24 protein-coding genes are annotated in these 24,837 nt (G+C 61.4%); 8 read left to right on the plus strand and 16 right to left on the minus strand.

Going from position 1 to position 24,837, the window contains the following annotated elements:
- Positions 1 to 60: 60 nt before the first annotated feature.
- From OKC29_RS02410 to OKC29_RS02420, 3 genes are read left to right on the plus strand one after another with little or no spacing between them, the layout of a single operon-like run.
- Positions 61 to 1,245, plus strand: a complete 1,185-nt coding sequence (locus OKC29_RS02410) for a patatin-like phospholipase family protein (protein WP_073350262.1) — start codon at positions 61 to 63, stop codon at positions 1,243 to 1,245.
- 1 nt (position 1,246) lies between these two features.
- Complete coding sequence (locus tag OKC29_RS02415; RefSeq protein WP_073350264.1) at positions 1,247 to 1,897, plus strand: TetR/AcrR family transcriptional regulator; 651 nt, start codon at positions 1,247 to 1,249, stop codon at positions 1,895 to 1,897.
- A gap of 42 nt (positions 1,898 to 1,939) precedes the next feature.
- Positions 1,940 to 2,740 (plus strand): hypothetical protein, encoded by an 801-nt coding sequence (locus OKC29_RS02420; protein ID WP_073350266.1) that lies wholly within the window; start codon positions 1,940 to 1,942, stop codon positions 2,738 to 2,740.
- A gap of 115 nt (positions 2,741 to 2,855) precedes the next feature.
- Here the strand turns inward: OKC29_RS02420 and OKC29_RS02425 are convergent, their stop codons facing one another.
- On the minus strand, positions 2,856 to 4,289 hold the full coding sequence (locus tag OKC29_RS02425; protein WP_073350268.1) for a wax ester/triacylglycerol synthase family O-acyltransferase: 1,434 nt from the start codon (positions 4,287 to 4,289) through the stop codon (positions 2,856 to 2,858).
- Between the two features lie 282 nt (positions 4,290 to 4,571).
- Positions 4,572 to 4,949 carry a polyhydroxyalkanoic acid system family protein gene (locus OKC29_RS02430; protein ID WP_073350270.1) on the minus strand — a complete coding sequence of 126 codons (378 nt, stop codon included), beginning with the start codon at positions 4,947 to 4,949 and terminating at the stop codon, positions 4,572 to 4,574.
- A gap of 199 nt (positions 4,950 to 5,148) precedes the next feature.
- On the opposite strand from OKC29_RS02430, the gene OKC29_RS02435 reads away from it, so the two are divergent.
- Positions 5,149 to 5,892: an FFLEELY motif protein gene (locus OKC29_RS02435; RefSeq protein ID WP_073350272.1), complete on the plus strand. Its 744-nt coding sequence runs from the start codon at positions 5,149 to 5,151 to the stop codon at positions 5,890 to 5,892.
- Positions 5,893 to 5,976: 84 nt separating this feature from the next.
- Here OKC29_RS02435 and OKC29_RS02440 read toward each other — a convergent pair whose 3' ends face one another.
- From OKC29_RS02440 to prpB, 3 genes are all read right to left on the minus strand, one after another.
- A complete protein-coding gene (locus tag OKC29_RS02440; protein WP_073350274.1) occupies positions 5,977 to 7,422 on the minus strand; it encodes a bifunctional 2-methylcitrate dehydratase/aconitate hydratase in 1,446 nt (481 codons plus the stop codon).
- 129 nt (positions 7,423 to 7,551) lie between these two features.
- Complete coding sequence (gene prpC / locus OKC29_RS02445) at positions 7,552 to 8,679, minus strand: bifunctional 2-methylcitrate synthase/citrate synthase (protein ID WP_073350276.1); 1,128 nt, start codon at positions 8,677 to 8,679, stop codon at positions 7,552 to 7,554.
- Positions 8,680 to 8,690: 11 nt separating this feature from the next.
- Positions 8,691 to 9,578, minus strand: a complete 888-nt coding sequence (prpB, locus tag OKC29_RS02450; protein WP_024945212.1) for a methylisocitrate lyase — start codon at positions 9,576 to 9,578, stop codon at positions 8,691 to 8,693.
- A 148-nt stretch (positions 9,579 to 9,726) separates the two neighbouring features.
- Between prpB and OKC29_RS02455 the strand changes: the two genes are divergently transcribed.
- The 4 genes from OKC29_RS02455 (at position 9,727) to rsmF (ending at position 15,133) form a co-directional block, all read left to right on the plus strand.
- A complete protein-coding gene (locus OKC29_RS02455; RefSeq protein ID WP_016350706.1) occupies positions 9,727 to 10,359 on the plus strand; it encodes a paraquat-inducible protein A in 633 nt (210 codons plus the stop codon).
- Positions 10,337 to 10,945: a paraquat-inducible protein A gene (locus OKC29_RS02460; protein ID WP_016350707.1), complete on the plus strand. Its 609-nt coding sequence runs from the start codon at positions 10,337 to 10,339 to the stop codon at positions 10,943 to 10,945. Before OKC29_RS02455 ends, OKC29_RS02460 begins: the two co-directional genes overlap by 23 nt.
- A gap of 77 nt (positions 10,946 to 11,022) precedes the next feature.
- Positions 11,023 to 13,575, plus strand: a complete 2,553-nt coding sequence (locus tag OKC29_RS02465) for an MlaD family protein (RefSeq protein ID WP_073350278.1) — start codon at positions 11,023 to 11,025, stop codon at positions 13,573 to 13,575.
- A 130-nt stretch (positions 13,576 to 13,705) separates the two neighbouring features.
- Positions 13,706 to 15,133: a 16S rRNA (cytosine(1407)-C(5))-methyltransferase RsmF gene (gene rsmF / locus OKC29_RS02470; RefSeq protein ID WP_162275686.1), complete on the plus strand. Its 1,428-nt coding sequence runs from the start codon at positions 13,706 to 13,708 to the stop codon at positions 15,131 to 15,133.
- A 220-nt stretch (positions 15,134 to 15,353) separates the two neighbouring features.
- On the opposite strand, the gene OKC29_RS02475 is transcribed toward rsmF, so the two are convergent.
- From OKC29_RS02475 to fabD, 11 genes are all read right to left on the minus strand, one after another.
- A complete protein-coding gene (locus tag OKC29_RS02475) occupies positions 15,354 to 15,623 on the minus strand; it encodes a RepB family protein (RefSeq protein ID WP_073350282.1) in 270 nt (89 codons plus the stop codon).
- A gap of 183 nt (positions 15,624 to 15,806) precedes the next feature.
- Positions 15,807 to 16,835 carry a site-specific integrase gene (locus OKC29_RS02480; RefSeq protein ID WP_073350284.1) on the minus strand — a complete coding sequence of 343 codons (1,029 nt, stop codon included), beginning with the start codon at positions 16,833 to 16,835 and terminating at the stop codon, positions 15,807 to 15,809.
- Positions 16,836 to 17,136: 301 nt separating this feature from the next.
- The gene (locus OKC29_RS02485; RefSeq protein WP_182859883.1) at positions 17,137 to 17,916 is read right to left on the minus strand and encodes a TatD family hydrolase; all 780 of its coding nucleotides are present in this window, start codon (positions 17,914 to 17,916) and stop codon (positions 17,137 to 17,139) included.
- A gap of 21 nt (positions 17,917 to 17,937) precedes the next feature.
- Positions 17,938 to 18,885: a DNA polymerase III subunit delta' gene (gene holB / locus OKC29_RS02490; RefSeq protein ID WP_182859882.1), complete on the minus strand. Its 948-nt coding sequence runs from the start codon at positions 18,883 to 18,885 to the stop codon at positions 17,938 to 17,940.
- Positions 18,870 to 19,511 carry a dTMP kinase gene (gene tmk, locus OKC29_RS02495; RefSeq protein ID WP_182859881.1) on the minus strand — a complete coding sequence of 214 codons (642 nt, stop codon included), beginning with the start codon at positions 19,509 to 19,511 and terminating at the stop codon, positions 18,870 to 18,872. The genes holB and tmk overlap by 16 nt, the downstream gene beginning before the upstream one ends.
- The gene (gene mltG, locus OKC29_RS02500) at positions 19,511 to 20,512 is read right to left on the minus strand and encodes an endolytic transglycosylase MltG (protein WP_182859880.1); all 1,002 of its coding nucleotides are present in this window, start codon (positions 20,510 to 20,512) and stop codon (positions 19,511 to 19,513) included. The genes tmk and mltG overlap by 1 nt, the downstream gene beginning before the upstream one ends.
- Positions 20,502 to 21,356, minus strand: coding sequence for an aminodeoxychorismate lyase (gene pabC, locus OKC29_RS02505; RefSeq protein WP_182859879.1), 855 nt, complete (start codon positions 21,354 to 21,356; stop codon positions 20,502 to 20,504). The genes mltG and pabC overlap by 11 nt, the downstream gene beginning before the upstream one ends.
- 19 nt (positions 21,357 to 21,375) lie before the next feature.
- Positions 21,376 to 22,617, minus strand: a complete 1,242-nt coding sequence (gene fabF / locus OKC29_RS02510) for a beta-ketoacyl-ACP synthase II (protein WP_017408413.1) — start codon at positions 22,615 to 22,617, stop codon at positions 21,376 to 21,378.
- A gap of 82 nt (positions 22,618 to 22,699) precedes the next feature.
- A complete protein-coding gene (gene acpP / locus OKC29_RS02515) occupies positions 22,700 to 22,936 on the minus strand; it encodes an acyl carrier protein (RefSeq protein WP_005300909.1) in 237 nt (78 codons plus the stop codon).
- Positions 22,937 to 23,093: 157 nt separating this feature from the next.
- Positions 23,094 to 23,828: a 3-oxoacyl-ACP reductase FabG gene (gene fabG, locus OKC29_RS02520; protein ID WP_005300916.1), complete on the minus strand. Its 735-nt coding sequence runs from the start codon at positions 23,826 to 23,828 to the stop codon at positions 23,094 to 23,096.
- 13 nt (positions 23,829 to 23,841) lie between these two features.
- A complete protein-coding gene (gene fabD, locus OKC29_RS02525) occupies positions 23,842 to 24,777 on the minus strand; it encodes an ACP S-malonyltransferase (RefSeq protein WP_024944762.1) in 936 nt (311 codons plus the stop codon).
- Positions 24,778 to 24,837: the final 60 nt, after the last annotated feature.

The following is a 24,837-nucleotide window of genomic DNA, read 5'->3' on the forward strand; positions in this document are numbered from 1 at the left end:
AATGATCCACCGGCCCATGCCCTCTGCTGGGCCGGTTTTGCATGAGAAGGGAGGCAAATCATGAGCACGATTGCGGTTGCCCTCGCCGGCGGGGGACCTCTGGGGGGGATCTACGAGATCGGAGCCTGCGCCGCCCTGGCCGACAGTATCAAGGGGCTGCGTTTCGAGCAGGCCGATATCTATGTGGGGGTGAGCTCGGGAGCGGTGATCGCCTCGGCGCTGGCCAACGGCATCTCGCCGGACAAGCTGGTGCGGATCCTGTTAAGCGATGACACCGGCGAGTTCTTCGACCCCTCCACCCTGCTGCGTCCCGCCTTCGGGGAGTATTTTGACCGGCTTACCTCGTTGCCACCGCTGGTGCTGACGTGTCTGGCCGACTATCTCTCCTCGCCCTGGAACAAGAGCCTGCTCGGCTCGTTGCAGGGGTTGTCCCGAGCGATCCCGACCGGCATGTTCGACAGCCGCGGGGTGGATCGGATCCTCACCCAGTTTTTCTCCCGCCCCGGTCGCAGTAACGACTTTCGTGAGCTTGCCAGCCGGCTGTTCGTCATCGCCACCGAGCTCGATACCGGCCGCGCTGTGGCCTTCGGCAGCCCGGGGCTGGACCAGGTGCCCATCTCCGCCGCGGTGCAGGCCTCGGCCGCCCTGCCCGGCCTGTTCCCGCCCTCGCTCATCGATGGCCGATACTACGTGGACGGGGCGTTGATCAAGACGCTGCACGCCTCGGTGGCGCTGCAGGAGGGGGCCGATCTGGTGTTTTGCATTAACCCGCTGGTGCCCTTTGATGCGGGACTGGCCAGCGAACACCCTGCCAAGCTGGTGGACCGCGGCCTGCCGGTGGTGCTGGCCCAGACGTTTCGCGCCATCATCCACTCGCGCATGCACGTGGGGATGGATCGCTACAAGCACCAGTATCCCGACGCGGATGCCCTGCTGTTCGAACCCTCCTCGGCGGACGGCGAGATGTTCTTCACCAATGTGTTCAGTTACCGGGATCGGCGCCATCTGTGCGAGCACGCCTTCCAGCATACCCGCCAGGATCTGTGGCAGCGACGGGCCGAGCTTGGCCCCATTCTCGCCAGACATGGGCTGGAACTGGATCTGGGCGCGCTGGCCGATGAACAGCGTTCCCTGCTGACCCCGGGCACCGGCTCGGTGGCCGCGCTGGATGCCTCTTTGACCCAGCTGCAGCACTGGCTGACTCGCCGCTATGGCGGCAAGGGTCGCCGGCAATCGAAGGAGTAGCATGGACTGCAAACCCAAGCGGCGCACGCGGGATCGCATCCTGGCCACCGCCCTCGCCCAGTTCAACCTGCTGGGCGAGCCGACCGTCACCACTTCCGCCATCGCGGCCGAGCTGGAGATGAGTCAGGGCAACCTCTATTACCACTTTCACAACAAGGAGGAGATCGTCAACGCCCTGTTCGGCGAGTTCGAACAGGAGATGGCCCACCTGCTCGATACCATTACTCCGCCGCTGAACGAGGCGGAAGACATCTGGTTCTTCTTGCACCTGATGTTCGAACTCATCTGGAAGTACCGTTTTTTCTATTACGACATCAGCACCCTGATGAGCGGCAACCACAAGGTGGAGCTGCGCTTCTCGGCCCTGCTGCGGCGCAAGGAGCAGACCGCCGCAGCCATCTGTCACAGCCTCTGGCGCAGCGGCCTGCTGCAAGGCGACGAGACACAGGTGACGGCGCTGGCCGCCAACATCGCGCTGGTCGGGACCTTCTGGATCTCCTACCAGCGGGCGCTGCATCCGCGGGCCGATGCCGACATCGCGCTCGGGGTGTTTCAGGTGATGCAGCTGGTGGCCCCCCGGCTGCGCGCCGATGCCCGCGCCGATCTGGATGCCATCGCCACCCATTATCAGCCCGCCACCACGGCGAACTGACAGCATCGTGTATTTGATTGTGTTTTTAACAGGGAGAATCATATGACCACTTCACAGCCCAAATTGTCCGATTTCACCCCCTTCCCCTGGCCGGATGCGGCCTATGACTATGCCGGGGAGCGCCTTGCGCAGCATTGGGAACGGCTGCACCAGGGGGATGCCGAGCCCTGGCCCGAAGATGAACAAGTGCAGGAAGCCTGGCGTGCCTATCACGCCGGTGATTTCGCCCGCGCCGTCACTCTGGGGCTGGGCGCCGGCGAGGATGGCCTCAACGTGGCGAACAAGGCGCTGGTGATCCACGCCAGCTACCTGCTGGATGACAAGTATGCCAAGCGCGAAGCGTTCGAGCTGGCCGCCAGCAACGCCGAGAAGCTGCAAAAACGCCAGCCTAGCAACGTCAACGCCTGGTACTTCCACGCCCTGGCGCTGGGTCGCTACAGCCAGGTGATCTCGGTCTCCAAGGCGCTCTCCATCGGCATCGGTGACAAGATCAAGAGCAGCCTGGAGCAGGCGCTGACCCTTGAACCTGATCACGCGGAAGCCCATATCGCTTTCGGTGCCTGGCATGCGGAGATCATCGACAAGCTGGGCGCCATGATCGGTGGCATCACCTACGGCGCCAAGAAGGATGAGTCCGAACGTCACTTCAAGGCGGCGCTGGCCATCATCCCCCACTCCGCCATCGCCCGCATGGAGTACGCCAACGCCATGGTGATGATGCACGGCAAAAGCAAGATGGCGGCCGCCGAGGCGCTCTACGGCGAGGCCGCCGCGTGCGAGCCGCTGGATGCCATGGAGCGGCTCGACGTGGAAGCCGCCCGTGAGGAGCTGGCGGACGAGTAAGGTACCATTGTCGCAATGAAAGAGGCCAACCCTCGGGTTGGCCTCTTTTCTTTTTCACTTTTTTTCTTGCAGGCTTCCTTTCTTGCCGGCTCCTCGTCATCCAGGAGTGGCGCGGTCAGCCGTGCAGCAGCTGATCCAGCATGTCGGGATCGTAGATCAGGTCCGGCTCCATCAACACCAGCAACAACAACTGCTCAAACTCCACGGCGAAGCGCTCGACGATGAGATCCGGGTCCGGCACCCGCTTCTTGTCGGTGATGAGGCCGAGCTGCACCTTGTTGTCATAGGAGAGAATGGAGACGCCGACCGCGATGTCGCCGGCCTGGGGTACCCAGAACAGCGGCTGACGCAGGCGGGCGCCGGCCAGATAGAGGGTCTGCTGCGGGCCCGGCACGTTGGTAATGACCGCGCTGGCCTTGGCCGAGAGAATGTCGATGGCCTGCTGCTGCACCGCCTTGGGCGCCATGCCCATCACTTCCAGCAAGTTGAGCACCACCGCCGGCTGCAGGGAGGACTTGAGCGCCTGCATCCGATCCCGCACCACATAGAGCCGCTGCAGCGGATGTTCGATGTTGAGGGGCAGATCCAGTGCCACCAGCCCGAAGCGATTGCCCAGCGCCCCCTTGTCATCCGGGGCACGCATGTTGACCGGCACCAGCGCCCGGATGTCGATGTCGGTCTGGTCGCCCTGCTCCAGCAGGTAGTGGCGAAACGCGCCGGCGGTGGCGGCGATCAGCAGATCGTTGACCGAGCAGCCGAGCACTCGCCCCACCGCCTTCACGTCCGGCAGCGGGATCTGTTCTGACCAGGCTACTCGCTTGGTGCTGCCGGTCTCCCCCTTGAGCCGGGTATTGGCATCGTCGGAAAGGGTGGCGATGGTGTAAAGCTCGGCGGTCACGTCCCGGCTGGTCTTGAGGTAGTCCATCGCCTTGGTGGGATGGGTCAGCACCTCGACGTACTTGGACCAGAGGGGGCCTGTCAACTTGAGGCCGGCCCGCAACAGGCGACTGCCCTGCTGATCGTGCTCCTCGTCGCCGTCGTCATTGGCCACCGGCTCGGGCTGCGGCCTGGGGGGCGCCACCGGGCTCTCGTCCATCATGGTCAGCATGGCCCGCACCAGAGAGAAGCCGTCCCCCATGGCGTGGTGAAAACGCACCACCAGCGCCTGGCCGCCCAGAGAGGTATCCACCAGATGCATCTCCCACAGCGGGCGCTGGTGGTTGAGCGGGGTGGAGGCAAAGTCGGCCACCAGCCGCTCCAGCTCGGCCTTGCCGGCCTTGCCGGCCTTGCCTGGCAGGATCACCCGCTTGAGGTGCAGGTCAAGGTCGAAGTCGGGATCGGTGCGCCAGTAGTATTCGCCCCCTTCCAGGCAGGCCTTCTGCCCGAAGCGCGGCTGTACCCGAACTGTGTGCAGCAGGCTCTCCCGCAAGATGGATTCATCCAGCTGACCGTCGAACATCAGCACGCCGACGATCTGCATCAAGTTGTTGGGCCGGTCCATCCGCAGCCAGGCGGTATCGACACAGGAGATGAGTTCACACACAGACATGTATTATCCCTATCGTTTCGCGTTATTTGTCTCCTGCCGTTTCATGAATTGGCTTGATCAGGAGTGAATGAACAAATAGCACTTATATGTTGGTGAAACTGCACGGCGATTAATTCAAGATGATGTTTCATGACAAAAAGGGAGGCAGTTTTCATGCCTCTTAAAATAAAACAAACAAAGTGTGATCGGCCCTTTTAATAATAAATATCAGGCCGGGTAACGATAGTGGAATCGGTTATTTCATGATTGTTTCTTGCGCTGGATCAGTATTTATTGGCCTCATCAGCGCCGGGTTGGGCAAGGCAGGCGCTGATCGACGTATTCGAGGATCTCCTGCTCCAGCACGCTGCGCACCGGCAACAGCATCAGGCCGAGGCGCACCTCCAGCGACAGGGTATCGTCGGTGAGGAACAAAGAGCCGTTGACCCCGGCGCCACGAAACAGCAAGCGGGTCTCCTCCTCGTCTTCCCACTCGCAGTCGAGTTCGTACACTTCGCTCATGTCCTGGGCGATGGCTTCGGCGGCCAGTCTGGCGCCGGCAAGGCCCAGCGGGTGTTGGCGGCTGACCTGGATGGTCGACAGGCTGCTGCCGGCAAGGGGATCGTATAGAAACATGCTAACTCTCTGAGCGATGACAACATTTATTGATATTAAACACATGAATCAAACAAGTGAAAGCCATTTGCAACATTTTTGGGACTCACTTAACAAAGCCTGTTGAGTAAAAGCTCCATCGATTCCGCCTGGGCTGCCGCCGCGTTACACTGGGCCGGCAACACGTGACGAGCCTCGGCAAGGTGCCGCCTGTCGTCATGTCTATCCGTGACAGGCCATTGGAAACAGGTCAAGAGAGCCGCAGATGACCCAACAGCAACAACCATTCGATGACCAGCAACCGGATGAAGAGAGTACCCTGGCGCGACTCTATCGCCAGCTCAACCGGGTGGCCGCGCTGCGCGAGCAGATGCGCACCCATCCGCAGGATCAGCAAGACAGGGACGCATTGCGCCAATGGCAGGCCGATCGGCTGGGGCGCACCCACCGCGATCTGCTGGAGAGCAAGCGCTACGGGCCGGCCGCGCAGTTCTTCCTGACTGATCTCTATGGGCCGGGGGACTGTGCCCGCCGGGATGCGGACGTGATGCGGGTGATGCCGACCGCCGAGCGACTGTTGCCGGAATCCGGTCTCAAGGTGCTGGCGCAGGCCATTGAACTCGATGCCCTCTCCGAGGAGCTCGACTACCTGATGGTGGTGGCTCTGCGTCGCGGTGGCAGCATGGCGCGGCTGAACGCCAAGGCCTATGCCCTCGCCTATCAGGAGGTCGGTGAAGAAGTACGCCGCCGTCATCAGTTGCAACTGGTCAACGAACTGGGGATGACTCTGGATCGGCTGGCGAGAAAGCCGCTGCTCGGGGCAACCTTGAGGCTGATCTCGGGGCCGGCCCATCTGGCGGGACTGGGCGAGTTGTTTACCTTTGTCGAACGGGGTTACCGGGTATGTCATCACATGGGGCGAGCCAACGAGTTTCTCGAGACCATCGCCAGCCGCGAGACGGCCATCATGCAGGCGCTGCTGGCGGGCGACGACACAGTATTGGATTGACCCTGGGAGCCATGCGGGCAGACATGACAAAGCGGGCCGAGTGGCCCGCTTTTTGTTTATCAGAGTGCGCCGATAGGCAAGCGGTCAGATCACCAGCAGGTCCATGAAGGCGTGCACCGGGGTGGCGGCCAGTTGCTTGCCATCCTGGCAAAGGGCCAGGATCGCCTCGGCCCGCTTGGCCGGGAAGCGGGTGGCCAGGTTGTGGTGGAACTTCTCTACCAGCAGCGGGATCCCCTCTTCGCGGCGGCGACGATGACCGACCGGGTACTCCACCTCCACCTTGGCGGTGTGGGTGCCGTCCTTGAAGAAGACCTGGATGGCGTTGGCAATGGAGCGCTTGTCCGCTTCCAGATATTCGCGGCTGTAGCGCTTGTCCTCCTGCACCACCATCTTGCCGCGCAGCCCATCGATGCGGGGATCGATGGCCACGGCGTCCTCGTAATCCTCGGCGATGAGGCGCCCGAAGATGAGCGGCACCGCCACCATGTACTGCAGGCAGTGATCCCGGTCGGCCGGGTTGTTGAGGGCGCCGACCTTGCTGATGATGCGAATGGCCGACTCATGGGTGGTGAGCTCGATGCGGTCAATCTCGTCGAGCCGTCCCTTCACCTGCTCGTGCAGCTTCATGGCGCACTCCACCGCCGTCTGGGCGTGGAACTCGGCGGGATAGGAGATCTTGAACAGCACGTTCTCCATCACATAGCTGGCGTACCCCTGATGCAGGGCGAACTGGTTGCCCTTGAACAGCACGTCGTAGAAGCCCCACTTGGGGGCGCTCAGCGCGCCGGGATACCCCATCTCGCCGCTCATGGTGATAAGGGCGAGGCGCACCGCCCGGGAGGTGGCATCCCCCGCAGCCCAGCTCTTGCGGGAACCCGCATTGGGCGCATGACGGTAGGTGCGCAGGCTCTGGCCATCGACCCAGGCCTGGGAGACCGCATCGATCACCTGATCGCGGCTGCCGCCCAGCATGTGGGTCACCACGGCGGTACTGGCAACCTTCACCAGCACCACGTGATCGAGACCGACCCGGTTGAAGGAGTTTTCGAGCGCCAGCACCCCCTGGATCTCGTGGGCCTTGACCATGGCCGTCAGCACATCGCTCATGGTGAGCGGTGCCTTGCCTTCGGCCACGCGGGTCCGGGAGAGCCAGTCGGCGGTGGCGAGGATGCCACCCAGGTTGTCGGAGGGGTGCCCCCACTCGGCGGCCAGCCAGGTGTCGTTGTAATCAAGCCAGCGGATGATGGCGCCGATATCCCAGGCCGCCTTGACCGGGTCGAGGCAGAGCTGGGTGCCGGGTACCCGGGCCCCGAAGGGCACGACGGTGCCCGGCACGATGGGACCAAGGTGTTTGGTGCACTCGGGAAAACGCAGGGCCAAGAGGCCACAGCCCAGGGTATCCATCAGGCAGTAACGGGCGGTGTCGAGGGCGGCCTGGCTGGTGATGGGGTGATTGCAGACGTAATCGGCAATATCGACCAGTACCTGATCGGGGTCTGGTCTGTGGTTGACGTCGACGTTGGCGGACATCGTGACTTCCTTATCGTTGTTGTGAATGAAACAGGGTGATGAAACGGCGCCCTGCCCGCCCGCTTGCGCGCATCGACCCCGGTGCTGCCGGGGTCGGGTGAGGCAAGGGAGTGACAGGGCTGCCCATGTTTATCGCTGCTGCAGCGAGACGAAATGACGGGGCGCCGGGCCGACATAATCGGCGCTCGGGCGGATGATCCGGTTGTGTTCGCGCTGCTCCATCACGTGGGCGCACCAGCCGGTGACCCGCGAACAGACGAAGATGGGGGTGAACAGCTTGGTAGGGATCCCCATGTAGTGATAGGCGCTGGCGTGGAAGAAGTCGGCGTTGGGGAAGAGCTCTTTCTCTTCCCACATCACCTTCTCCGCCTCGCAGGAGACACGGTAGAGCCGGTCATCGCCCACTGCCTCGGCCAGCTTGGCCGACCACCCCTTGATGATGACGTTGCGGGGATCCGAGGTGCGATAGACGGCGTGGCCAAAGCCCATGATCTTCTCCTTGGCCGCCAGCTTGGCCAGCAGCTCGCGCCGCGTCTGGGCCTCATCCTGCCAGGGGGCGATCATCGCCATGGCGGCCTCGTTGGCGCCGCCGTGCAGCGGGCCGCGCAGGGTGCCGATGGCCGCAGTGACGCAGGAGAACATGTCAGAGAGCGTCGAAGCGCAGACCCGCGCCGCGAAGGTGGAGGCGTTGAACTCATGCTCGGCGTAGAGAATGAGGGAGACGTGCATTACCCGGCGCTCCAGCTCGCTCGGCGCCTTCTGGTGCAGCAGTGCCAGGAAGTGGCCGCCGATGCACTCCTCGTCGGTGTCGAGGGGGATGCGTACCCCGTCGTGGCTGAATTTGTACCAGTAGAGGAGAATGCCCGGGAAGGCAGCCAGCAGCCGATCCGCCACCTCATGCTCGTGCTCGAAGCCATCTTCCGGCTCCAGATCGCCGAGCATGGAGCAGCCGGTACGCAGCACATCCATGGGGTGGGCATCGGCGGGAATGCGCTCGAGCACCTCCAGCAGGGCGGCAGGCAGGGTGCGCAGGCTGCGCAGCGTCCGCTTGTAATCCTCGAGTTGCTGCTCGTCCGGCAGCTCGCCCTTGAGCAGCAGGTAGGCGACCTCTTCGAACTGGGCGCCATCGGCCAGCTCCTGGATGTCATAGCCGCGATAGGTGAGCCCGGTGCCGCTCTTGCCCACGGTGCAGATGCTGGTTTCCCCGGCGCTCTGGCCACGCAGGCCGGCGCCACCCAACGGTTTTTGCTGTCCCATTGCCTTTCCTCCTAGTCCCTGGATGTAAACAGACGGTCCAGCGTCTGCTCGTAGTGGTGATAACCGAGGAAGTCGTAGAGTGACTCCCGGGTCTGCATGGTGTCGACGACGGCCCGCTGATGGCCATCCTGGCGAAGGTGCTGATAGACGTTGAGGGCCGCCTGATTGGCCGCCCGGCTGGCACTCAAGGGATAGAGCACCATGTCGACGCCATGGGCGGCGAGCGCCTCCTTGTCGAATAGCTCGGTTTTGCCGAATTCGGTCATGTTGGCGAGAATGGGCACCCCGGCCGCCTGCTTGAACAGGTCATACTGACCGAGCTCGGTCACCGCCTCGGCGAAGATCATGTCGGCCCCGGCGGCCACGTAGGCGGCGGCGCGCTCCAGCGCCGGGCCAATCCCCTCCACCGCCAGCGCGTCGGTGCGGGCCATGATGACGAACTCGCCATTCTCGCGGGCATCCACCGCCGCCTTGATGCGATCGCACATCTCCTCCTGCGAGACCACCGCCTTGTTGGGCCGGTGGCCACAGCGCTTCTGGGCCACCTGATCTTCCATGTGCACGGCGGCCACTCCGGCCCGCTCGAAGGCGCGCACGGTGCGAGCGATGTTGAATGCCCCGCCCCAGCCGGTGTCGATGTCGACCAGCAGTGGCACACGGGTGGCTGCAGTGATGCGCTCGGCGTCTATCAGTACGTCGTTGAGGGAGGTCATGCCGAGATCCGGCAGGCCATAGGAGGCGTTGGCAACACCGGCGCCTGACAGATAAATGGCCTGAAAGCCGCTGCGCTCCGCCATCAGCGCCATGTAGGCATTGATGGTGCCGACGATCTGCAGGGGGCGTTCGTTGGCGAGGGCGGTGCGAAAACGCAGGCCTGCCGAGGGGGTAAGGCTGGACATCATGACTCCTTTCACTTGTCTGGTGAGACCATCTAATATCACGTTTACGTTAACGTCAATCATACTTTCGTGGCATGCCCCCGCCAGGCAAGACAGGACGCGGGTTTTAGGGTAAATTTCACCAATTCCTTCAACAGGTTGAATCGTAATGTCGGATCTCAATCCCGTGATCGTCTGCCCGGCTTGCGACTTGCTGATCGAACGCAAGTTATTGCCGCTAAGGCGCCACGCCCACTGCCCCCGCTGTCATCAGCATCTGTACGGGCGTTATGCATTTCGCCCCTCCCAACTGATGGCGCTGACCATCACCGGCTTCCTGTTGCTCCCGTCCGCCTTCTTCGAACCGCTGATCTACCTGCGCCTGGCCGGCGTCAACTCGGACGCCAACCTGCTCAAGGGCATCATGGTGCTGCTGCTCGAGCACGAGATCTGGGTGGCGGGGCTGGTGTTCTGGTGCGCCGTGCTGGCGCCGGTGGGCTTGCTGCTCGGGATTTTTGCGCTGGCCTCGGGCCTTGCCAAACGCTGGCACATACTGGCGCCGACCCTGAAGGCGGTGGAGGTGTTTCGTCACTGGGCCATGCTGGAGGTCTACATCGTCAGCCTGCTGGTCGCCCTGTTCAAGCTGATCGACATCGCTGACGTGCGTCTCGGCGGCGGTCTGTTGAGCCTGGGGATCCTGATGCTGCTCAACCTGACCCTGCTGATCCTGTTTGACCCGGCCCCCTACTGGGAGCGAGTACCACTGGAGGAGCCGGATCATGTCCCAGACCAGCGCCCGTGAACTGGGGCTCTGCCGCTGCCACACCTGCGGCCTGCTGGTACGCTATCAGGCGGGTAGCGTCTGCCCTCGTTGTCACAGCCGGCTGCAGGTGCGCATCCCCCACTCCCTGGCCTGGTCCTGGGGGTTGCTGGCGCTGGCCAGCTTCATGCTGTTGCCCGCCAACCTGCTGCCCATCACCCATTTTTACAACAAAGGTTTGTTGCAGTCCGACACCATCTTCAGCGGTATCATGATGCTCTATCGCAGCAAGATGTCGGGCATCGCCACCATCGTCCTCACCGCCAGCATCATAGTGCCGGTGGGCAAGATCCTGGGGCTGGGCTGGATCTGCTGGCAGCTGCAGCGAACCAAGCCGGTGCGCCGCAAACGCCAGCTCATCATGTATCGCATCATCGATTTCATCGGCCGCTGGTCCATGCTGGACCTGTTCGTCATCTCGCTGATGGTGGCCCTGGTGGATCGCGGCGTGCTGCTCAACGTGCGGGCCGGCCCCGGCGCCACCGCCTTTGCCGGCGTGGTGGTGCTGACCATGATGTCGGCTCGCATGCTGGATACGCGCCTGCTGTGGGACAAGGCGGCCCGCTAGGGTCGGCCATCACATATGCCTGAAACTGTTTGTCTTTATCTGAACTGCTGTTTATCTCAGCCAATTAAGGAGTCGGTATGATCGGGGCTGAACCCGTCATTGAGAAGCGTCGCTGGTTGTCACCCGTCTGGTTGCTGCCCTTTATCGCCCTGTTGCTGGCGGGGGGCTTCATCTACCAGCAGTTTGCCAGCAGTGGCCAGCTGATCCGCATCAACTTCGCCCAGGGCAACGGTATCCTGCCGGGCAAGACCCAGGTGCGCTATCAGGGGGTCGCCATCGGGGTGGTGCAGGAGCTGGAGCTGGCCGAGGATGGCCGCAAGATAGCCGTGCTGGCCAAGATTGACAGCCGGGCTCGCCCGCTCATCCGCAAAGGCTCTGACTTCTGGCTGGTGAGCCCCAAGGCATCGCTCACCGAGATCTCCGGCCTCGATACCCTGGTCTCCGGCAACTACATCAACTTGCAGCCCGGGCGGGACAACAACCCGCTGCAGGAGGAGTTCGACGCGCTGGATGGCCCTCCCCCCGGTTATCAGGCCCAGGGACGGATGCTGCACCTGACCGCCGATTCGCTCGGCTCGGTCGGCATCGGCGCCAAACTCTATTTTCGCGGCATCGAGGTGGGTAGCGTCATCAACACCCGCCTTGGCGAAGAGAACCAGAACGTGATCCTGGATCTGGTGATCGAGCCGCGTTTTGAGCACCTCATCAAGGCCGACACCCGCTTCTGGAACATCAGCGGCATCAAGGGCTCCTTCAGCTTGGCCGGGGTCAATGTGGAGGCCGGTAGTCTCACCTCCATCCTGAGCGGCGGCATCGCCTTCGACTCTCCCAAGGACTCTCCGGAGCCGGAAAAAGGCCAGGTCTTTACCCTCTACAAAGGCTTGGCCGAGGCGGCCCGCGGTGAGCGGATCGCCATCCAGGCGGGGGATCTGCCCATCAAGGAGGGGATGCCCATCCTGTTCGAAGGCATCGAGATCGGCCGCATCGACCCCATTCGCCTCACCGACAAGGGCCGGGTGGTGACCGCGCTGATCAACCCGGAACAGGCGTTTCGGATCACCGGCAACAGCCGTCTGGTGTGGGAGAGCGTCTCCCTCGGCGCCGGTGGCATCAAGCATGCGGATCGCCTGCTGGCGGGCCCGGCCATTCGCCTCGACTATGTGGCGGGCGAGCGGGTCAAGGCCATGACGCTGAGCAGCAAAGAACAACCGGGTGGCATCAAGCTGGTGCTGCAGGCCGACGATCTGGCCGGCCTCAACGAAGGGGCGCCGCTCTGGTACAAGGGTCTGCAGGTGGGCCAGATCAGCCAGCTCACCCTGGATGGCGGTGGCAACGCCAGCGTGGCCCTGGTCGTGCAGAGCCAGTATCAGCATCTGCTCAACCGGGCCCGTTTCTATCGGGCGGCGCCGCTGCAGATCGATGCCGACCTGAGCGGCATCAAGGTGGAAACCAGCCCGGCCAGCGCCTGGATTGGCGGCGGCATCAAGCTGGTGCAGGCCCCCGCCGGCGAGCGGGTCAACCGGCTCTATCCCAGCCAGGAGCTGGCCCTGCTCGGTACCCGGGATGCCAAGCCCCGTCGCTGGGTGTTGAAGGCGGAGCAGGCTGACGGCATCGGCATCGGCTCCCCCGTGCTCTATCTGGGGCTCGAGGCTGGCAAGGTCAACGCGCTGCGCGCCGCCAAGGAGGGGGTGGAGATCGAGCTTGAGATCGCCGGTGTTTATGCCCCCCTGCTGGAGCAGCAGCCGCAATTCTGGAAAAAGCCGGCGCTGGATACCCGGGTGCGGGTGGATGGCGTGCAGGTCAAGGTGGGGAACCTCGCCACCCTGCTGCGCGGCGCCATCGAATTCGATCGGCTCGGCACGGGTCGCAGCAGTCACCAGCTGTTTGACAGCAAGGAGCAGGCCAAGGCCAAGGTACGGACCCTCTCCCTGGTGGCCGACAGCAACCCGGGACTCGGGGTCGGCAGCCCGATCCGCTACCGCGGGGTCGACATCGGCAAGATTGAACAGATTGAGCTGGAGCCGACCCTGGGCCAGGTGATCTTCAAGGCCGAGCTGGATGGCCAGTATGCCGCGCGCTTCCTGCAGTCTGGTGCCCGCTTTACCCTGGTCCAGGCCAAGCTGGGGCTGGGCGGCGTGGCCCACCTCGATACCCTGATCAAGGGCGCCTTTGTGGAGGCGCAGCCCGGTCAGGGTGCTGGCAAGGATCGCTTCCCCCTCAGCCAAAGCGGCCCGGCCGGTCTGGCGCTCACCCTCAAGAGCGCGTCGGTCAACGGTTTGAGCGTCGGCAGTCCATTGCTGTTTCGCAAGATGGTGGTGGGCAGCGTGACCAAGGTAGCGCTGGCCCGCGATGGCAGCGAGGTGCTGATCGATGTCAACGTGGAGCAGGAGTACGCCCATCTGGTGCGGGCCAACTCCCGCTTCTGGAATGTCTCCGGGGTCAAGGCGGATATCGGCCTGACCGGCGGCACCATCGAGGTGGAGACGGTGCAGAGCCTGCTCGCCGGCGGTATCGCCTTCAACACTCCGGAGAAAGAGATGGGACCGACCGTCAAGGCCGGTCACAGCTACCCGCTGCATGCCAAGGCAGAGAAAGAGTGGCAGGAGTGGAGCCCCCGCATCCAGCCCTGATCGCTCCCCTCACTCACGCTCACTCAAGCCCGGCACTGTGCCGGGCTTGTTTTTACCCGTCGCGCTTTCAGAATATTCCTACCCTTGTGATAAGATGTCGCCCCTCTTTTTCGGTCAACGAGACTGCACCGTGCACGACAACACCTATCTTCCCGATCACTTCTTGCGCCATATTGCGGCCATCATGCCGGCGCACCTCTCCATGGATGAGTTCGTGGCCAGTTGTCGACGACCGCTGCGGCGCAGCATCCGGGTCAACACCCTGAAGATATCGGTGGCGGCGTTTGTGGCACGGATGCAGCCGCTCGGTTGGCTGCTCGATCCTGTGCCCTGGTGCGACACCGGCTTCTGGCTCAGCCGCGAAGACGAGAGTGTGCCCCTTGGCAACACCGCCGAGCATTTGAGCGGGCTCTTCTACATTCAGGAGGCGAGTTCCATGCTGCCGGTCACCGCCCTGTTTGCCTGCGAGCAGACCCGGCGCGATGGTATGCTGCTGGACGCGGCGGCGGCTCCCGGCTCCAAGACCACCCAGATCGCGGCCCTGATGAACAACCAGGGCATGCTGGTTGCCAACGAATACTCCAGTAGCCGGCTCAAGGTGCTCAGCGCCAATCTGCAGCGCTGCGGCGTGACCAACGTAGGCATGACTCATTTCGATGCGAAAGTATTCGGCCAGTGGTTGCCGGAAACCTTCGATGCCATCCTGCTCGACGCCCCCTGCTCCGGCGAGGGCTCGGTGCGCAAGGATGAAGATGCCTTGCGTAACTGGAGTATCGAGAGCATCGACGAGATTGCCGCGGTGCAGCAGGGGTTGCTGGAGAGTGCCTTTCATGCCCTCAAACCGGGCGGCGTACTGGTTTACTCCACCTGCACCTTGAGCCTGCAGGAGAACCAGGCCGTCTGTCAGTCACTGCTGGACAAGTTTGGCGATGCGTTCAGCTTTGACTCGCTGGCCGATCTCTTCCCTGCTGCAGAGCAGGCCTGCACGCCGGAAGGATACCTGCATGTTTGGCCCCAAATCTTCGACAGTGAAGGCTTTTTCGTTGCCAGATTGCGCAAGCACCACTCCGTGCCCAACACCATGTTCAAACCAGGAAAGCTCGGCAAATTTCCCTTCTCGCCGCTGCCGGCCAAGGAGTCAGAGCCCATGCTGCGCGAGATTGAAGCCGCCTTCGGGGTCGTGCCGCAGGGCAATCTGTTTGGCCGCAGCGAGGAGATCTGGCTCTTCCCTCAGCTGTTCGAACAGGTACAAGGCAAGCTGCGTTTCGATCGCATCGGGCTGAAACTGGCGGAGACCTTCAAAAAAGGTTACCGGCTGACCCATGAGTGGGCGCTGGCCTATGGTGACGGTGCGAGTAAGGGATTCGTCGAGCTCGGCATTGCTGATGCACGGGAGTTCATGATGGGGCGGGATGTGTGGCCGAAGCAAGCCGCCGGCACTGGCGAGGTGATCGTCCGTTATCAGGGTCATACCCTGGGCATGGGGAAATGGGTGGGCAGCCGGGTCAAGAATGCCCTGCCCCGCGAGCTGGTGCGCGACAACAATCTGTTCGTGTAACGAGTGTGGCCGGAGCAGGAAAACCCACACTCCGGTTGAACTTTTGCGTGGATCTTGAAAAGCCTCGAGCCTTGTCTAAGCTTAAGGCTATCCGAACACCAGTTAGCGCACGGCTCTGCAAGGAGCCAATTCCCCTATGCCAGGTACAAGGAATTCGTACCTGGCTTTTTTTATGCTCGCCGTTCGCATGTCGCAATGAAGCATCATGCCGCCGGTGCGTTTACTCGAGCACCTCTGCCGGCTCTGGCACTTCGACATGCGGTACTGCTTGTTCCTGTTCCAGCTCATGTTGATAGAGCAGATCGATGGCCTGCTCGATGAGAGAGGCCTGGCTGTCTTCGAGCTGCAACCCCAGCATGGCCAACCGTTCGGCGTGGCGATTGCTGATCCAGCATTGCAATCGGCTGTGAGTTTCCTGCTTGCGTTTCACGTGCTGGCGCTGCCGCTCGGCGTTGTCTTGCGCACTGCTCACTTTCATTTCCTGGCTCATATCACCTTGCAACTTTGATTTTTATAGCCTGTTATCTCTCATCGATTCTTCACCGTGCACTGGCGAACGTGAGGAGCCTAGCTCTCCTCTCCCCTCTAGATGGGGTGAGCTCAGTGCGCTGCAAATATATCATTGGATCAACAAGATATCATTTAACATAAAAATATGAGTGACGCGGTTATATTACAGCAAGCCATCCAGGGCGTGATCCGAGAACTTGTGGGCATCGTCGAAATACTCCTGCAAGGTGCGGATGTCCTTGTGACGGGTGACCTCGATGATCTTGTTCATCGGTTTGCCGGCAGTGACCGCCGAGGTGATGAAGCCGCGCCGTAGACTGTGGCCGCTGACCTGGAGATCGTCGATGGCCTGACCGGTACGCCGCTTGATCATCAGGTTGATACCCTGCGGACCGAGCGGTTCTGGCATGAGCTGACCCCAGCGATTCATGCGGCGAAACAGGGCGCCCTCGCTGATCCTGCTCTGTTTGAGCCAGCGCGCCAGTGCCGACACCGGACAATATTGTTTACCTGGCACCAGGGCGATCTCCGTTTCATGCAGCTGATGCTTGCTGGGCTTGAGCCGAAGACGGATCCCCTGCCCCACAAAGTCGAGATCATCCACCTCAATCCTTGCCGCCTCCGAGCGTCGCAAGGCGCCGCTGAACATCAGCAGCAACAGGGTGTAATCCCGCAGCCCCGCCAGATTGCCGGTGTCGATTTCGTCGAGCACACAGGCCAGTGGTTTCAGGGTCAGTGCCCCCGTTTTGCGTTTGCGGTTGTCACCGAGCCGCACTATGCCCCGCATCATCTCCTTTATCTCCGCGTGCTCGGTCGGCATGGGGTGGATCCCCTTCTGCTTGAAGGCATAACGAATGCCGGCGAGCCGTCTTACCAGGGTGGCGGGCTTGCGGGGTTCACCGTTGCGCAGCTCCCCCTTCCCCTCTTCCTTGTCCAGCCAGACCCAGTCAGCCAGGATGCCGTCGGCCTGATCTGCCAGGAAGTTCATGATGTGATGATGGGTGGTCTGCAGCGGATCGAGCCCATGCAGCTGACACCAGAACACGAAGATGCGGGTATCGGCCTGATAGGCATTGAGAGTGGAGTCGGCTTTGGCGCTGCGCAGGAAGCGTCTGGCCCGGCTGTTCAATTGAGGATCGAAGACACTCTGCAAAGCCTGCTGAGTTTGGGACTGGATGTGTGGGTAGTTCACTTAACTCTATGATTTAATGCGGAGTTTTGTTGGATCTTACAGGATCTTGCAGATCTATCAAGTATCGATAATGAATATTATCGATACTTATGAAGAGTGCTTTTAGCCTATTTCAGCCCCCCTCATTTATTCCTCAGCTCCCTCTCAACCCTGCTCCGTTTTATCAGGGGTTGTGGATTTGATCTTATCAGTACCCACGACACCAAGTGAGAGATAACAACCTGCAGTGATCGTTTTTTGGGTGGGCCATGATAGTGCTGATTGTCATAGTAAAACGCCCCGCTATGCGGGGCGTTGTTTGTTATCGCTTTGCCAACTTGAACAACTCGAAGAAGTTGTGGCTGGTCGCTTGCGCCAATTCAGCCAGCGGCATTTGCCGCAGATCCGCGATGAACTGGGCCACGTCGCGCACGAAGGCCGGCTCGTTCTCTCTGCCCCGGTGCGGAACCGGCGCCAGATAAGGTGAGTCGGTTTCAACCAGCAGTCGCTCCAGCGGCAGCGCCTTGACCACCGCCTGCAGATCAGCTGCATTTTTGAAGGTAGCGATGCCGGAGATGGAGATATAAAAACCCATCGCCATGGCCGCCTCCGCCATCTCGAGCGACTCGGTGAAGCAGTGCAACACCCCGCCGACCTGCTCGGCCCCCTCTTCGCGCATGATCTGCAGGGTATCCTGCTGGGCATCGCGGGTATGGATGATGAGGGGTTTGTTCAGGGTGCGGGCCACCCGGATATGCTCGCGGAACGAGGTCTGCTGTACTTCCTTGTTCTCCGGCGAATAGAAGTAGTCGAGCCCGGTCTCGCCGATGGCCACCACCCTTTCATCTGCCGCCTGGGTCAACAACAAGGCGGCATCGACGCCAGGTTCCTGGTTGAGAGGGTGCACGCCACAGGAGGCAAACACTTGAGGATAAGGGGCGATCGCTTCCAGCATGGTCGGGAACTGCGCCTGGGTGACGCTCACGCACAGAAAATATCCCACGTCCTGCTCGGCGGCCTTGGCCAGCACATCGGCCATATTGGTCTGCTTGCTGCCATAACTCAGGCGATCGAGATGACAATGGGAATCAACGAGTAACATATAAAACCTTTGTAGCGAGATCTATAACCAGCGAGTCAGCCAGTTCATCAGATGGATGGTAGGATTGGAGAGCTGCCCCGGCTGGCAGGCCATCTTCAGCTCGACCAGCTGTTGCTCTGCCTCCAGCAGCTTCTCGCTGGAATGAAGATCGGCCAGTTGCTGGCTGAGCGCCGTCAGATCCGGCATCGCCAGCTGATGATGGCCGCAACCGGCCTGCGTCTTGAGGGCATCGCACAAGAACAGCTGCAACCAGTGTAACCTGACCTGGGTATCGCTCGCCAGCAGACCGCACACGTGGTTGGCCCGGGTCGGCGTCTGTGCCAGCGCGAGAAAACTCTCCAGCAGATCCCGGCGGGCACTGTCTTGCTGCTCTTCGATATAGCGCAGCACCCGCAGCGGCGCCCCCTGGCAGATCCGTACCTGGGCCAGCGTGGCCTGATGACCCTGCTCGGCCAGCCAGCGCACCGTCTCACCCTCGGCAGGCAACTGGCAGACATGTTTGTGACAGCGACTGAGAATGGTCGGCAGCAAACGGGAAACCTGGGAGGCGATCATCAGCAGCAAGCTGTCGCCGGCGGGCTCTTCCAGGGTTTTGAGCAGGGCGTTGGCGGCCGACTCCGTCATGCGCTCCGCATCGGGAATAATCACCACCTTGCCGCGACCAAGCTGGGCCGAATTCTGCAGGCGCGAACAGATCTCGCGAATGGCCTCGACCCCGATGGTCTTGCTCTCCGTCGTCAGGGTGCCCAGATCCGGATGATGGCCCTTCTCAAACAGCTGGCAGGAGTGACATTGGCCACAGGGCTCACCCCGTTCGGGCCGATGGCAGAGGTGCAAGCGCGCCAATTGTTCCGCAAGCTGCTCCTTGCCAAGACCGGGATCGCCTAGCAGCAACCAGGCGTGACCGAGTCGACCGGCCGCGGCGGTCTGACTCAAGGCATGCCAGTCCGGGATCAACCAGGGATACATGAGGGCTCATCTTTCAGATAGTGGGCCAGTGCAGCCTCGATGGCCGCCTTCACCTGCTCCGGCGCTTGGCCAGCATCGACCACCTTGATTGACTCATCGGCGGCAGCCAATTCCAGATAGCGCTGGCGGGTGCGTTCGAAGAAGCTGAGTTGCTCGAGCTCGATCCGATCCAGCTCACCGCGGTGGCGGGCCCGCTGCAGGCCGATGGCTGGATCGATGTCGAGATAGAGCGTCAGATCCGGTTTGAAGTCACCGAGCACGGCCCGTTTGATGGCACCGATGAGATTGGCATCGATACCACGGCCCCCCCCCTGATAGGCCTGGGACGAGAGATCGTGGCGATCGCCCACCACCCATACACCGTCGGCCAGCGCCGGCTTGATGCGGGTTTCGACCAGCTGGACCCGGGAGGCGTACATCAGCAACAGTTCGGCTTCAATGGTAAGGCGCTCGTCGTGCACCTCCTTGACGATGGCCCGCATCCGCTCGGCCAGCGGGGTACCACCCGGCTCACGGGTACACTCGATCCGCGCCACGCCGTGGCCATGCAGATAGTCGGTCACATAACGCACCGCGGAGCTCTTCCCTGCTCCTTCCAGTCCTTCAATCACGATAAATTTAGACATTAGGGTTTCTTCAATATGTATTCGCGGACCGCCCGATTGTGTTCATCGAGGGTCTTGGAGAAGTAGTGGGCACCGCCCCCTTTGGCGACAAAATAGAGGTAGTCGGTCGATTTGGGGTTGAGCGCCGCCTCGATGGAAGCCTTGCCCGGCATGGCGATGGGCGTGGGCGGCAAGCCGTCGATCACATAGGTGTTGTAGGGGTTCACATCGGTCAGGTCGCTGCGGCGGATGTTGCCATCATACTTGTCCTTCACCCCGTAGATGACGGTGGGATCGGTCTGCAACTTCATGCCAAGGCGCAGGCGATTGACGAATACCGAGGCAATCTGGGCCCGCTCTTCCGGCTGACCGGTCTCTTTCTCGATGATCGAGGCCATGATCAGCGCCTCGTAAGGGGTCTTGTAAGGCAGATTGGCCTGGCGCTTGTCCCAGCTCTGCTGCAGGAAGGCTCGCATGTCCTGATAGGCGCGGCGCAGGATGGAAATATCGCTGGCATGGGTGGTATAGGCGTAAGTTTCCGGCAGGAACCACCCCTCCAGCTTGCCATTGTCGATGCCAAGCTCCTGGGCCAGATCCGCTTCGCTCTGCTCCACCGTCAAGCGCTCCAGATAAGGGGCGCTGGCCAGCTGCTTCAGCCAATCCTCAAAACGGGATCCTTCGACGAAGGTCAGGCTGAAGTGGAACTCCTTGCCGGAGGCGAACAGGGAGAGAGTCTCCTTGAGCGGAGCCCCTTCCTTGATTTCATAAGTGCCGGATTTGATGGCAACCAGCTCGGGGTGACCGCGCAGCCAGAGCCGCACCGCCCAGGGGCTGGTTTCCCCCTCCCCCAGTTCGGCGATCAGGCGCGCCGCATGGGCCCCCTTCTCGACGGTAAAGAGGCGGGTCGGCCCCTTGTTGGTGAGCGTCTCCACCTGCTGCCATTTGTAATGTACATAGCCCCCGGCCACGGCGACTGTCAGCGCCGCGCCCGCGAGCAGGGTGTAAAGCCGATTAAACTTCAATGACCAAACGCTCCTGTAAGCGGCGGATCAATACCGGACTGGCATATTGGGTCTCCCCGATGCCGGTCACCGGCACTATGCCCATCAGGGTATTGGTCAGCCATACCTCTTCGGCCTGCCACAGTGACTCCAGCGGAGCCTCCACGACACGCAGTTCAATGCTCATCTGTTTTAGCATCGCCATCACATGGCGCCGCATGATGCCGTCTATGCCGCAGTGGGTTAGATCCGGCGTGAATACCGTTCTGCCACGGCGCCAAAACAGATTGGCACTGACCCCTTCTACCAGAAATCCCCGGCTGTTCAAGACTATACCTTCGACTCCCGAACGCGCCGCAAGTTCGCTTTTCAGCAGCACCTGCTCCAGCCGGTTGAGGGTCTTGAGGCCCGCCAGCATGGGGGCATCCCCCAGCCGTTGTTGACACACCAGCAGGGGAATACCGGTTTGCTGCCACGCTGAATAGTGAGCCGGGTAAGCGGCCAGCGACAGGATCCGGGTCGGTGCATGGCAGGCAGTGCCATCATACCCCCGGCCACCACTGCCTCGGGTCAGCATCACCTTGATCACCGCCAGCGTCTGGTCGCGAGCCATCCCGGCGACCTCGTCGCCAAGGCGTTGCCAGTCCAGCTCGGCAAGGCCGAGTCTGGCGCTCGCTTGCTGCAGCCGTGCCAGATGAGCCGGCCACCAGACGGGGCGACCATCCTTGACCAGCAAGGTGGTGAAATGGCCATCGCCATAAGCCAGGCCACGATCCATGGCGGAAACGCTGTCTGTCGGTATTCCATTGATCAGCAAAAGGATCCCTCCGATAAAAAAGGCCCGATACTGTCGTATCGGGCCCATACTATCCGCCCAGGGCGAATTATACGCGTTTGAAGATCAGTGAGCCATTGGTGCCACCAAAACCGAAGGAATTGGAGAGGGCATATTCGAAGTTGCCAGCCTTGGCAACATGAGGCACCAGGTCCAGATCACACTCATCATCCGGGTTGTCCAGGTTGATGGTGGGCGGCGCCATCTGATCGCGCAGCGCCAGTACCGTGATGATCGCCTCGATGGCACCGGCGGCACCCAGCAGGTGACCGGTCATAGACTTGGTGGAGCTGATCATCAGGGATTTGGCATGCTCGCCAAACACCGCTTTCATGCCGCGCAGTTCGGCCACGTCACCCAGGGGGGTGGAAGTGCCGTGGGCGTTGATGTAACCCACCTGCTCGGGGGCGATGCCGGCATCCTTGATGGCATTTTGCATGGCGCGGGCGCCACCGTTGCCGTCAGCGGGAGGCGCCGTCATGTGGTAGGCATCGCCACTCATGCCAAAACCAACCAGCTCGGCGTAGATCTTGGCGCCGCGGGCCTTGGCGTGTTCGTACTCTTCCAGCACCAGCACCCCAGCGCCATCACCCAGCACGAAACCGTCGCGATCTTTATCCCACGGACGGCTGGCCTTTGTGGGCTCGTCGTTGCGGTTGGAGAGCGCCTTGGCTGCCGCAAAACCGCCCATCCCCATCGGGGTGGAGGCTTTCTCGGCGCCGCCGGCCACCATCACGTCCGCATCACCGTAGGCGATCATCCGGCCGGCCATGCCGATGGCATGGGTACCTGTGGTACAGGCGGTGGTCACGGCGATGTTCGGCCCTTGCAGACCCTTCATGATGGAGAGATGACCGGACACCATATTGATGATGGTGGACGGCACGAAGAAGGGGCTCAGCTTGCGGGGGCCGCCGTTGACCAGGCTGCTGTGGTTCTGTTCAATCAGACCCAGGCCGCCGATACCGGAACCGATCGCCACACCGACGCGCTCGGCATTTGCCTCGTTGATGACGAGACCGGCATCATCCAGCGCCTGTATGCCTGCGGCGATACCGTACTGGATGAAGAGGTCCATCTTGCGAGCTTCTTTGCGGTTGATACCGTACTGCTCGGGATCGAAATCCTTGACCTGGCCTGCGAAACGGGTCGCAAACTCGCTGGCATCAAAGTGTTCGATGGGAGAAATGCCGCTCTGCCCGTTGAGCAGGGCTTGCCAGCTGGATTCGGCAGTGTTGCCTACCGGGGAAAGCATCCCCAAGCCGGTCACCACGACTCTGCGTTTTGACACTGAGGTAGTCTCCGAGAGGTGTTTTGAAAAGGGGTAAACATAAAAGAAGCGGCCCTTGGGCCGCTTCTTTCAGAACAGGAACTTATTCCTGATTAGCGGTGATGTAGTCGATAGCCGCTTGAACAGTGGTGATCTTCTCGGCTTCTTCATCAGGAATTTCGGTATCGAATTCTTCTTCCAGCGCCATTACCAGTTCAACGGTATCCAAAGAGTCAGCGCCCAGGTCGTCGACGAAGGAGGCAGCGTTCTTAACGTCTTCTTCTTTAACACCCAGTTGTTCGATGATGATTTTCTTTACGCGTTCTTCGATGTTGCTCATGACCTGAATTTTCCTTTAAAAATACGCTATTGCGTCTGGTTGGGGTAGTTTATTCAATTGACGTGAGTTTGCAAGTGGCTTGCCGCTGGTCAAACCACGAAATTCGCCAAACTTCGGCGTACTATCGCAAATTTGAACAGATCTCACGACAAATTGATTACACCATGTACATCCCGCCATTAACATGCAGGGTTTCGCCAGTGATGTAGGCGGCATCATCCGATGCCAAGAATACCACAGCAGCGGCAATTTCTTTTGGATCGCCCAGACGAGCGGCAGGCACCTGGCTCATGATGCCGGCACGCTGCTCTTCATTGAGCGCCTTGGTCATATCGGTCTCGATGAAACCGGGGGCAACCGCGTTCACGGTAATGCCGCGGGAGGCCACTTCACGGGCCAGCGACTTGGTAAAACCAACCAGCCCCGCCTTGGCGGCCGCATAGTTGACCTGACCGGCGTTGCCCATGGTGCCCACCACGGAGCCGATGCTGATGATGCGACCATTGCGCTTCTTCATCATGGCGCGCAGCACCGGTTTGCTCAGTCGATACAGGGAGGTGAGGTTGGTGTCGATGATCTCGTTCCACTCATCGTCCTTCATCCGCATCAGCAGGTTGTCACGGGTGATACCGGCGTTGTTGATCAGGATGTCGATGTCGCCAAAACGCGCCTTGATGGCGGCGAAGACGGCTTCGATGGATTCCTGGCTGGTCACGTTCAGTGCCATGCCGCAACCCTGTTCACCCAGATAGGCGCTGATCGCCTCGGCGCCGCTCTCGCTGGTCGCAGTGCCGACGACTTTGGCGCCACGGGCCGCAAAAGTTTCGGCAATTGCACGGCCGATGCCACGACTGGCACCGGTCACCAACACAACCTTATCGGTAAAGCTCATTACTTGCTCCTGTTTACTTGATCTGGGCCAGCGCCTGCTCGAAAGAGGCGGCATCGTTGGCATGAATACCTTCCACGCGCTTGTCGATGCGCTTGGCGAGCCCGGTCAATACCTTGCCCGGTCCCATCTCGATCTCGAGGGTAACCCCCTCATTGGCCATCCGCTCGACAGTCTCGGTCCAACGAACCGGGCTGAACAGCTGACGCACCAGAGCCTGTTTGATGGCGGCCGGATCCTGTTCACAGGATACGTCGACATTATTGATGACAGCGATGGCAGGAACCTTGATCTCGATCCCGTCCAGCGCAGCTGCCAATTTTTCTGCGGCAGGTTTCATCAGGGCGCAGTGAGAAGGCACGGAGACCGGCAGCGGCAGTGCACGCTTGGCGCCGGACTCTTTCATCAGCACGTTGGCACGCTCGACGGCCTCTTTGTGGCCGGCGATGACCACCTGGCCCGGAGAGTTGAAATTGACCGGGGAGACCACCTGTCCTTGTGCCGCTTTTTCGCAGTTGGCGGCGATGGCGTCATTGTCCAGGCCGATGATGGCGGCCATGGCGCCGGTGCCTTCCGGCACGGCTTCCTGCATGGCCAAACCACGCAGCTCGACCAGTTTGACCGCATCGGTAAAGGCCAGTGCACCGCTGCACACCAGGGCGGAGTACTCACCCAGGCTGTGGCCAGCCATCACGGCGGGAGTTGCCCCACCCTGCTGTTGCCACAGGCGCCACAGCGCGACAGAGGCTGTCAGCAAAGCGGGCTGGGTGCGCCAGGTCTTGTTCAGATCGTCGGCCGGACCATCCATCACCAGGGCAAACAGGTCATAACCCAGCACCTGGCTCGCCTCGGCGAAGGTCTCCTTGATCACGGCATGTTGTTCGGCCAGCTCGGCCAGCATGCCGACGGTTTGGGAGCCCTGTCCCGGGAAGGCAATGGCAAATTGGGTCATCATTGATTCCTTTAGATAAGACAAAAATGAGAGCGGCAGGATGAGCCAGATTGCTCATCC

Origin of the sequence: Aeromonas sp. QDB34 (genome assembly GCF_027705405.1) — a bacterium.
Taxonomy (GTDB): Bacteria; Pseudomonadota; Gammaproteobacteria; order Enterobacterales; family Aeromonadaceae; genus Aeromonas; species Aeromonas hydrophila.

Coding starts and splice junctions, on each gene's coding strand:
- OKC29_RS02410 (WP_073350262.1), top strand. CDS start 61: ATGAGCACGATTGCGGTTGCCCTCGCCGGCGGGGGACCTCTGGGGGGG.
- OKC29_RS02465 (WP_073350278.1), top strand. CDS start 11,023: ATGATCGGGGCTGAACCCGTCATTGAGAAGCGTCGCTGGTTGTCACCC.
- holB (WP_182859882.1), bottom strand. CDS start 18,885: ATGTATCCCTGGTTGATCCCGGACTGGCATGCCTTGAGTCAGACCGCC.
- OKC29_RS02430 (WP_073350270.1), bottom strand. CDS start 4,949: ATGTGTTTAATATCAATAAATGTTGTCATCGCTCAGAGAGTTAGCATG.
- fabG (WP_005300916.1), bottom strand. CDS start 23,828: ATGAGCTTTACCGATAAGGTTGTGTTGGTGACCGGTGCCAGTCGTGGC.
- OKC29_RS02425 (WP_073350268.1), bottom strand. CDS start 4,289: ATGTCTGTGTGTGAACTCATCTCCTGTGTCGATACCGCCTGGCTGCGG.
- pabC (WP_182859879.1), bottom strand. CDS start 21,356: ATGGGCCCGATACGACAGTATCGGGCCTTTTTTATCGGAGGGATCCTT.
- fabD (WP_024944762.1), bottom strand. CDS start 24,777: ATGACCCAATTTGCCATTGCCTTCCCGGGACAGGGCTCCCAAACCGTC.
- OKC29_RS02420 (WP_073350266.1), top strand. CDS start 1,940: ATGACCACTTCACAGCCCAAATTGTCCGATTTCACCCCCTTCCCCTGG.
- tmk (WP_182859881.1), bottom strand. CDS start 19,511: ATGTCTAAATTTATCGTGATTGAAGGACTGGAAGGAGCAGGGAAGAGC.
- OKC29_RS02435 (WP_073350272.1), top strand. CDS start 5,149: ATGACCCAACAGCAACAACCATTCGATGACCAGCAACCGGATGAAGAG.
- prpB (WP_024945212.1), bottom strand. CDS start 9,578: ATGTCCAGCCTTACCCCCTCGGCAGGCCTGCGTTTTCGCACCGCCCTC.
- OKC29_RS02440 (WP_073350274.1), bottom strand. CDS start 7,422: ATGTCCGCCAACGTCGACGTCAACCACAGACCAGACCCCGATCAGGTA.
- OKC29_RS02485 (WP_182859883.1), bottom strand. CDS start 17,916: ATGTTACTCGTTGATTCCCATTGTCATCTCGATCGCCTGAGTTATGGC.
- OKC29_RS02475 (WP_073350282.1), bottom strand. CDS start 15,623: ATGAGCCAGGAAATGAAAGTGAGCAGTGCGCAAGACAACGCCGAGCGG.
- acpP (WP_005300909.1), bottom strand. CDS start 22,936: ATGAGCAACATCGAAGAACGCGTAAAGAAAATCATCATCGAACAACTG.
- OKC29_RS02455 (WP_016350706.1), top strand. CDS start 9,727: ATGTCGGATCTCAATCCCGTGATCGTCTGCCCGGCTTGCGACTTGCTG.
- OKC29_RS02460 (WP_016350707.1), top strand. CDS start 10,337: ATGTCCCAGACCAGCGCCCGTGAACTGGGGCTCTGCCGCTGCCACACC.
- prpC (WP_073350276.1), bottom strand. CDS start 8,679: ATGGGACAGCAAAAACCGTTGGGTGGCGCCGGCCTGCGTGGCCAGAGC.
- OKC29_RS02415 (WP_073350264.1), top strand. CDS start 1,247: ATGGACTGCAAACCCAAGCGGCGCACGCGGGATCGCATCCTGGCCACC.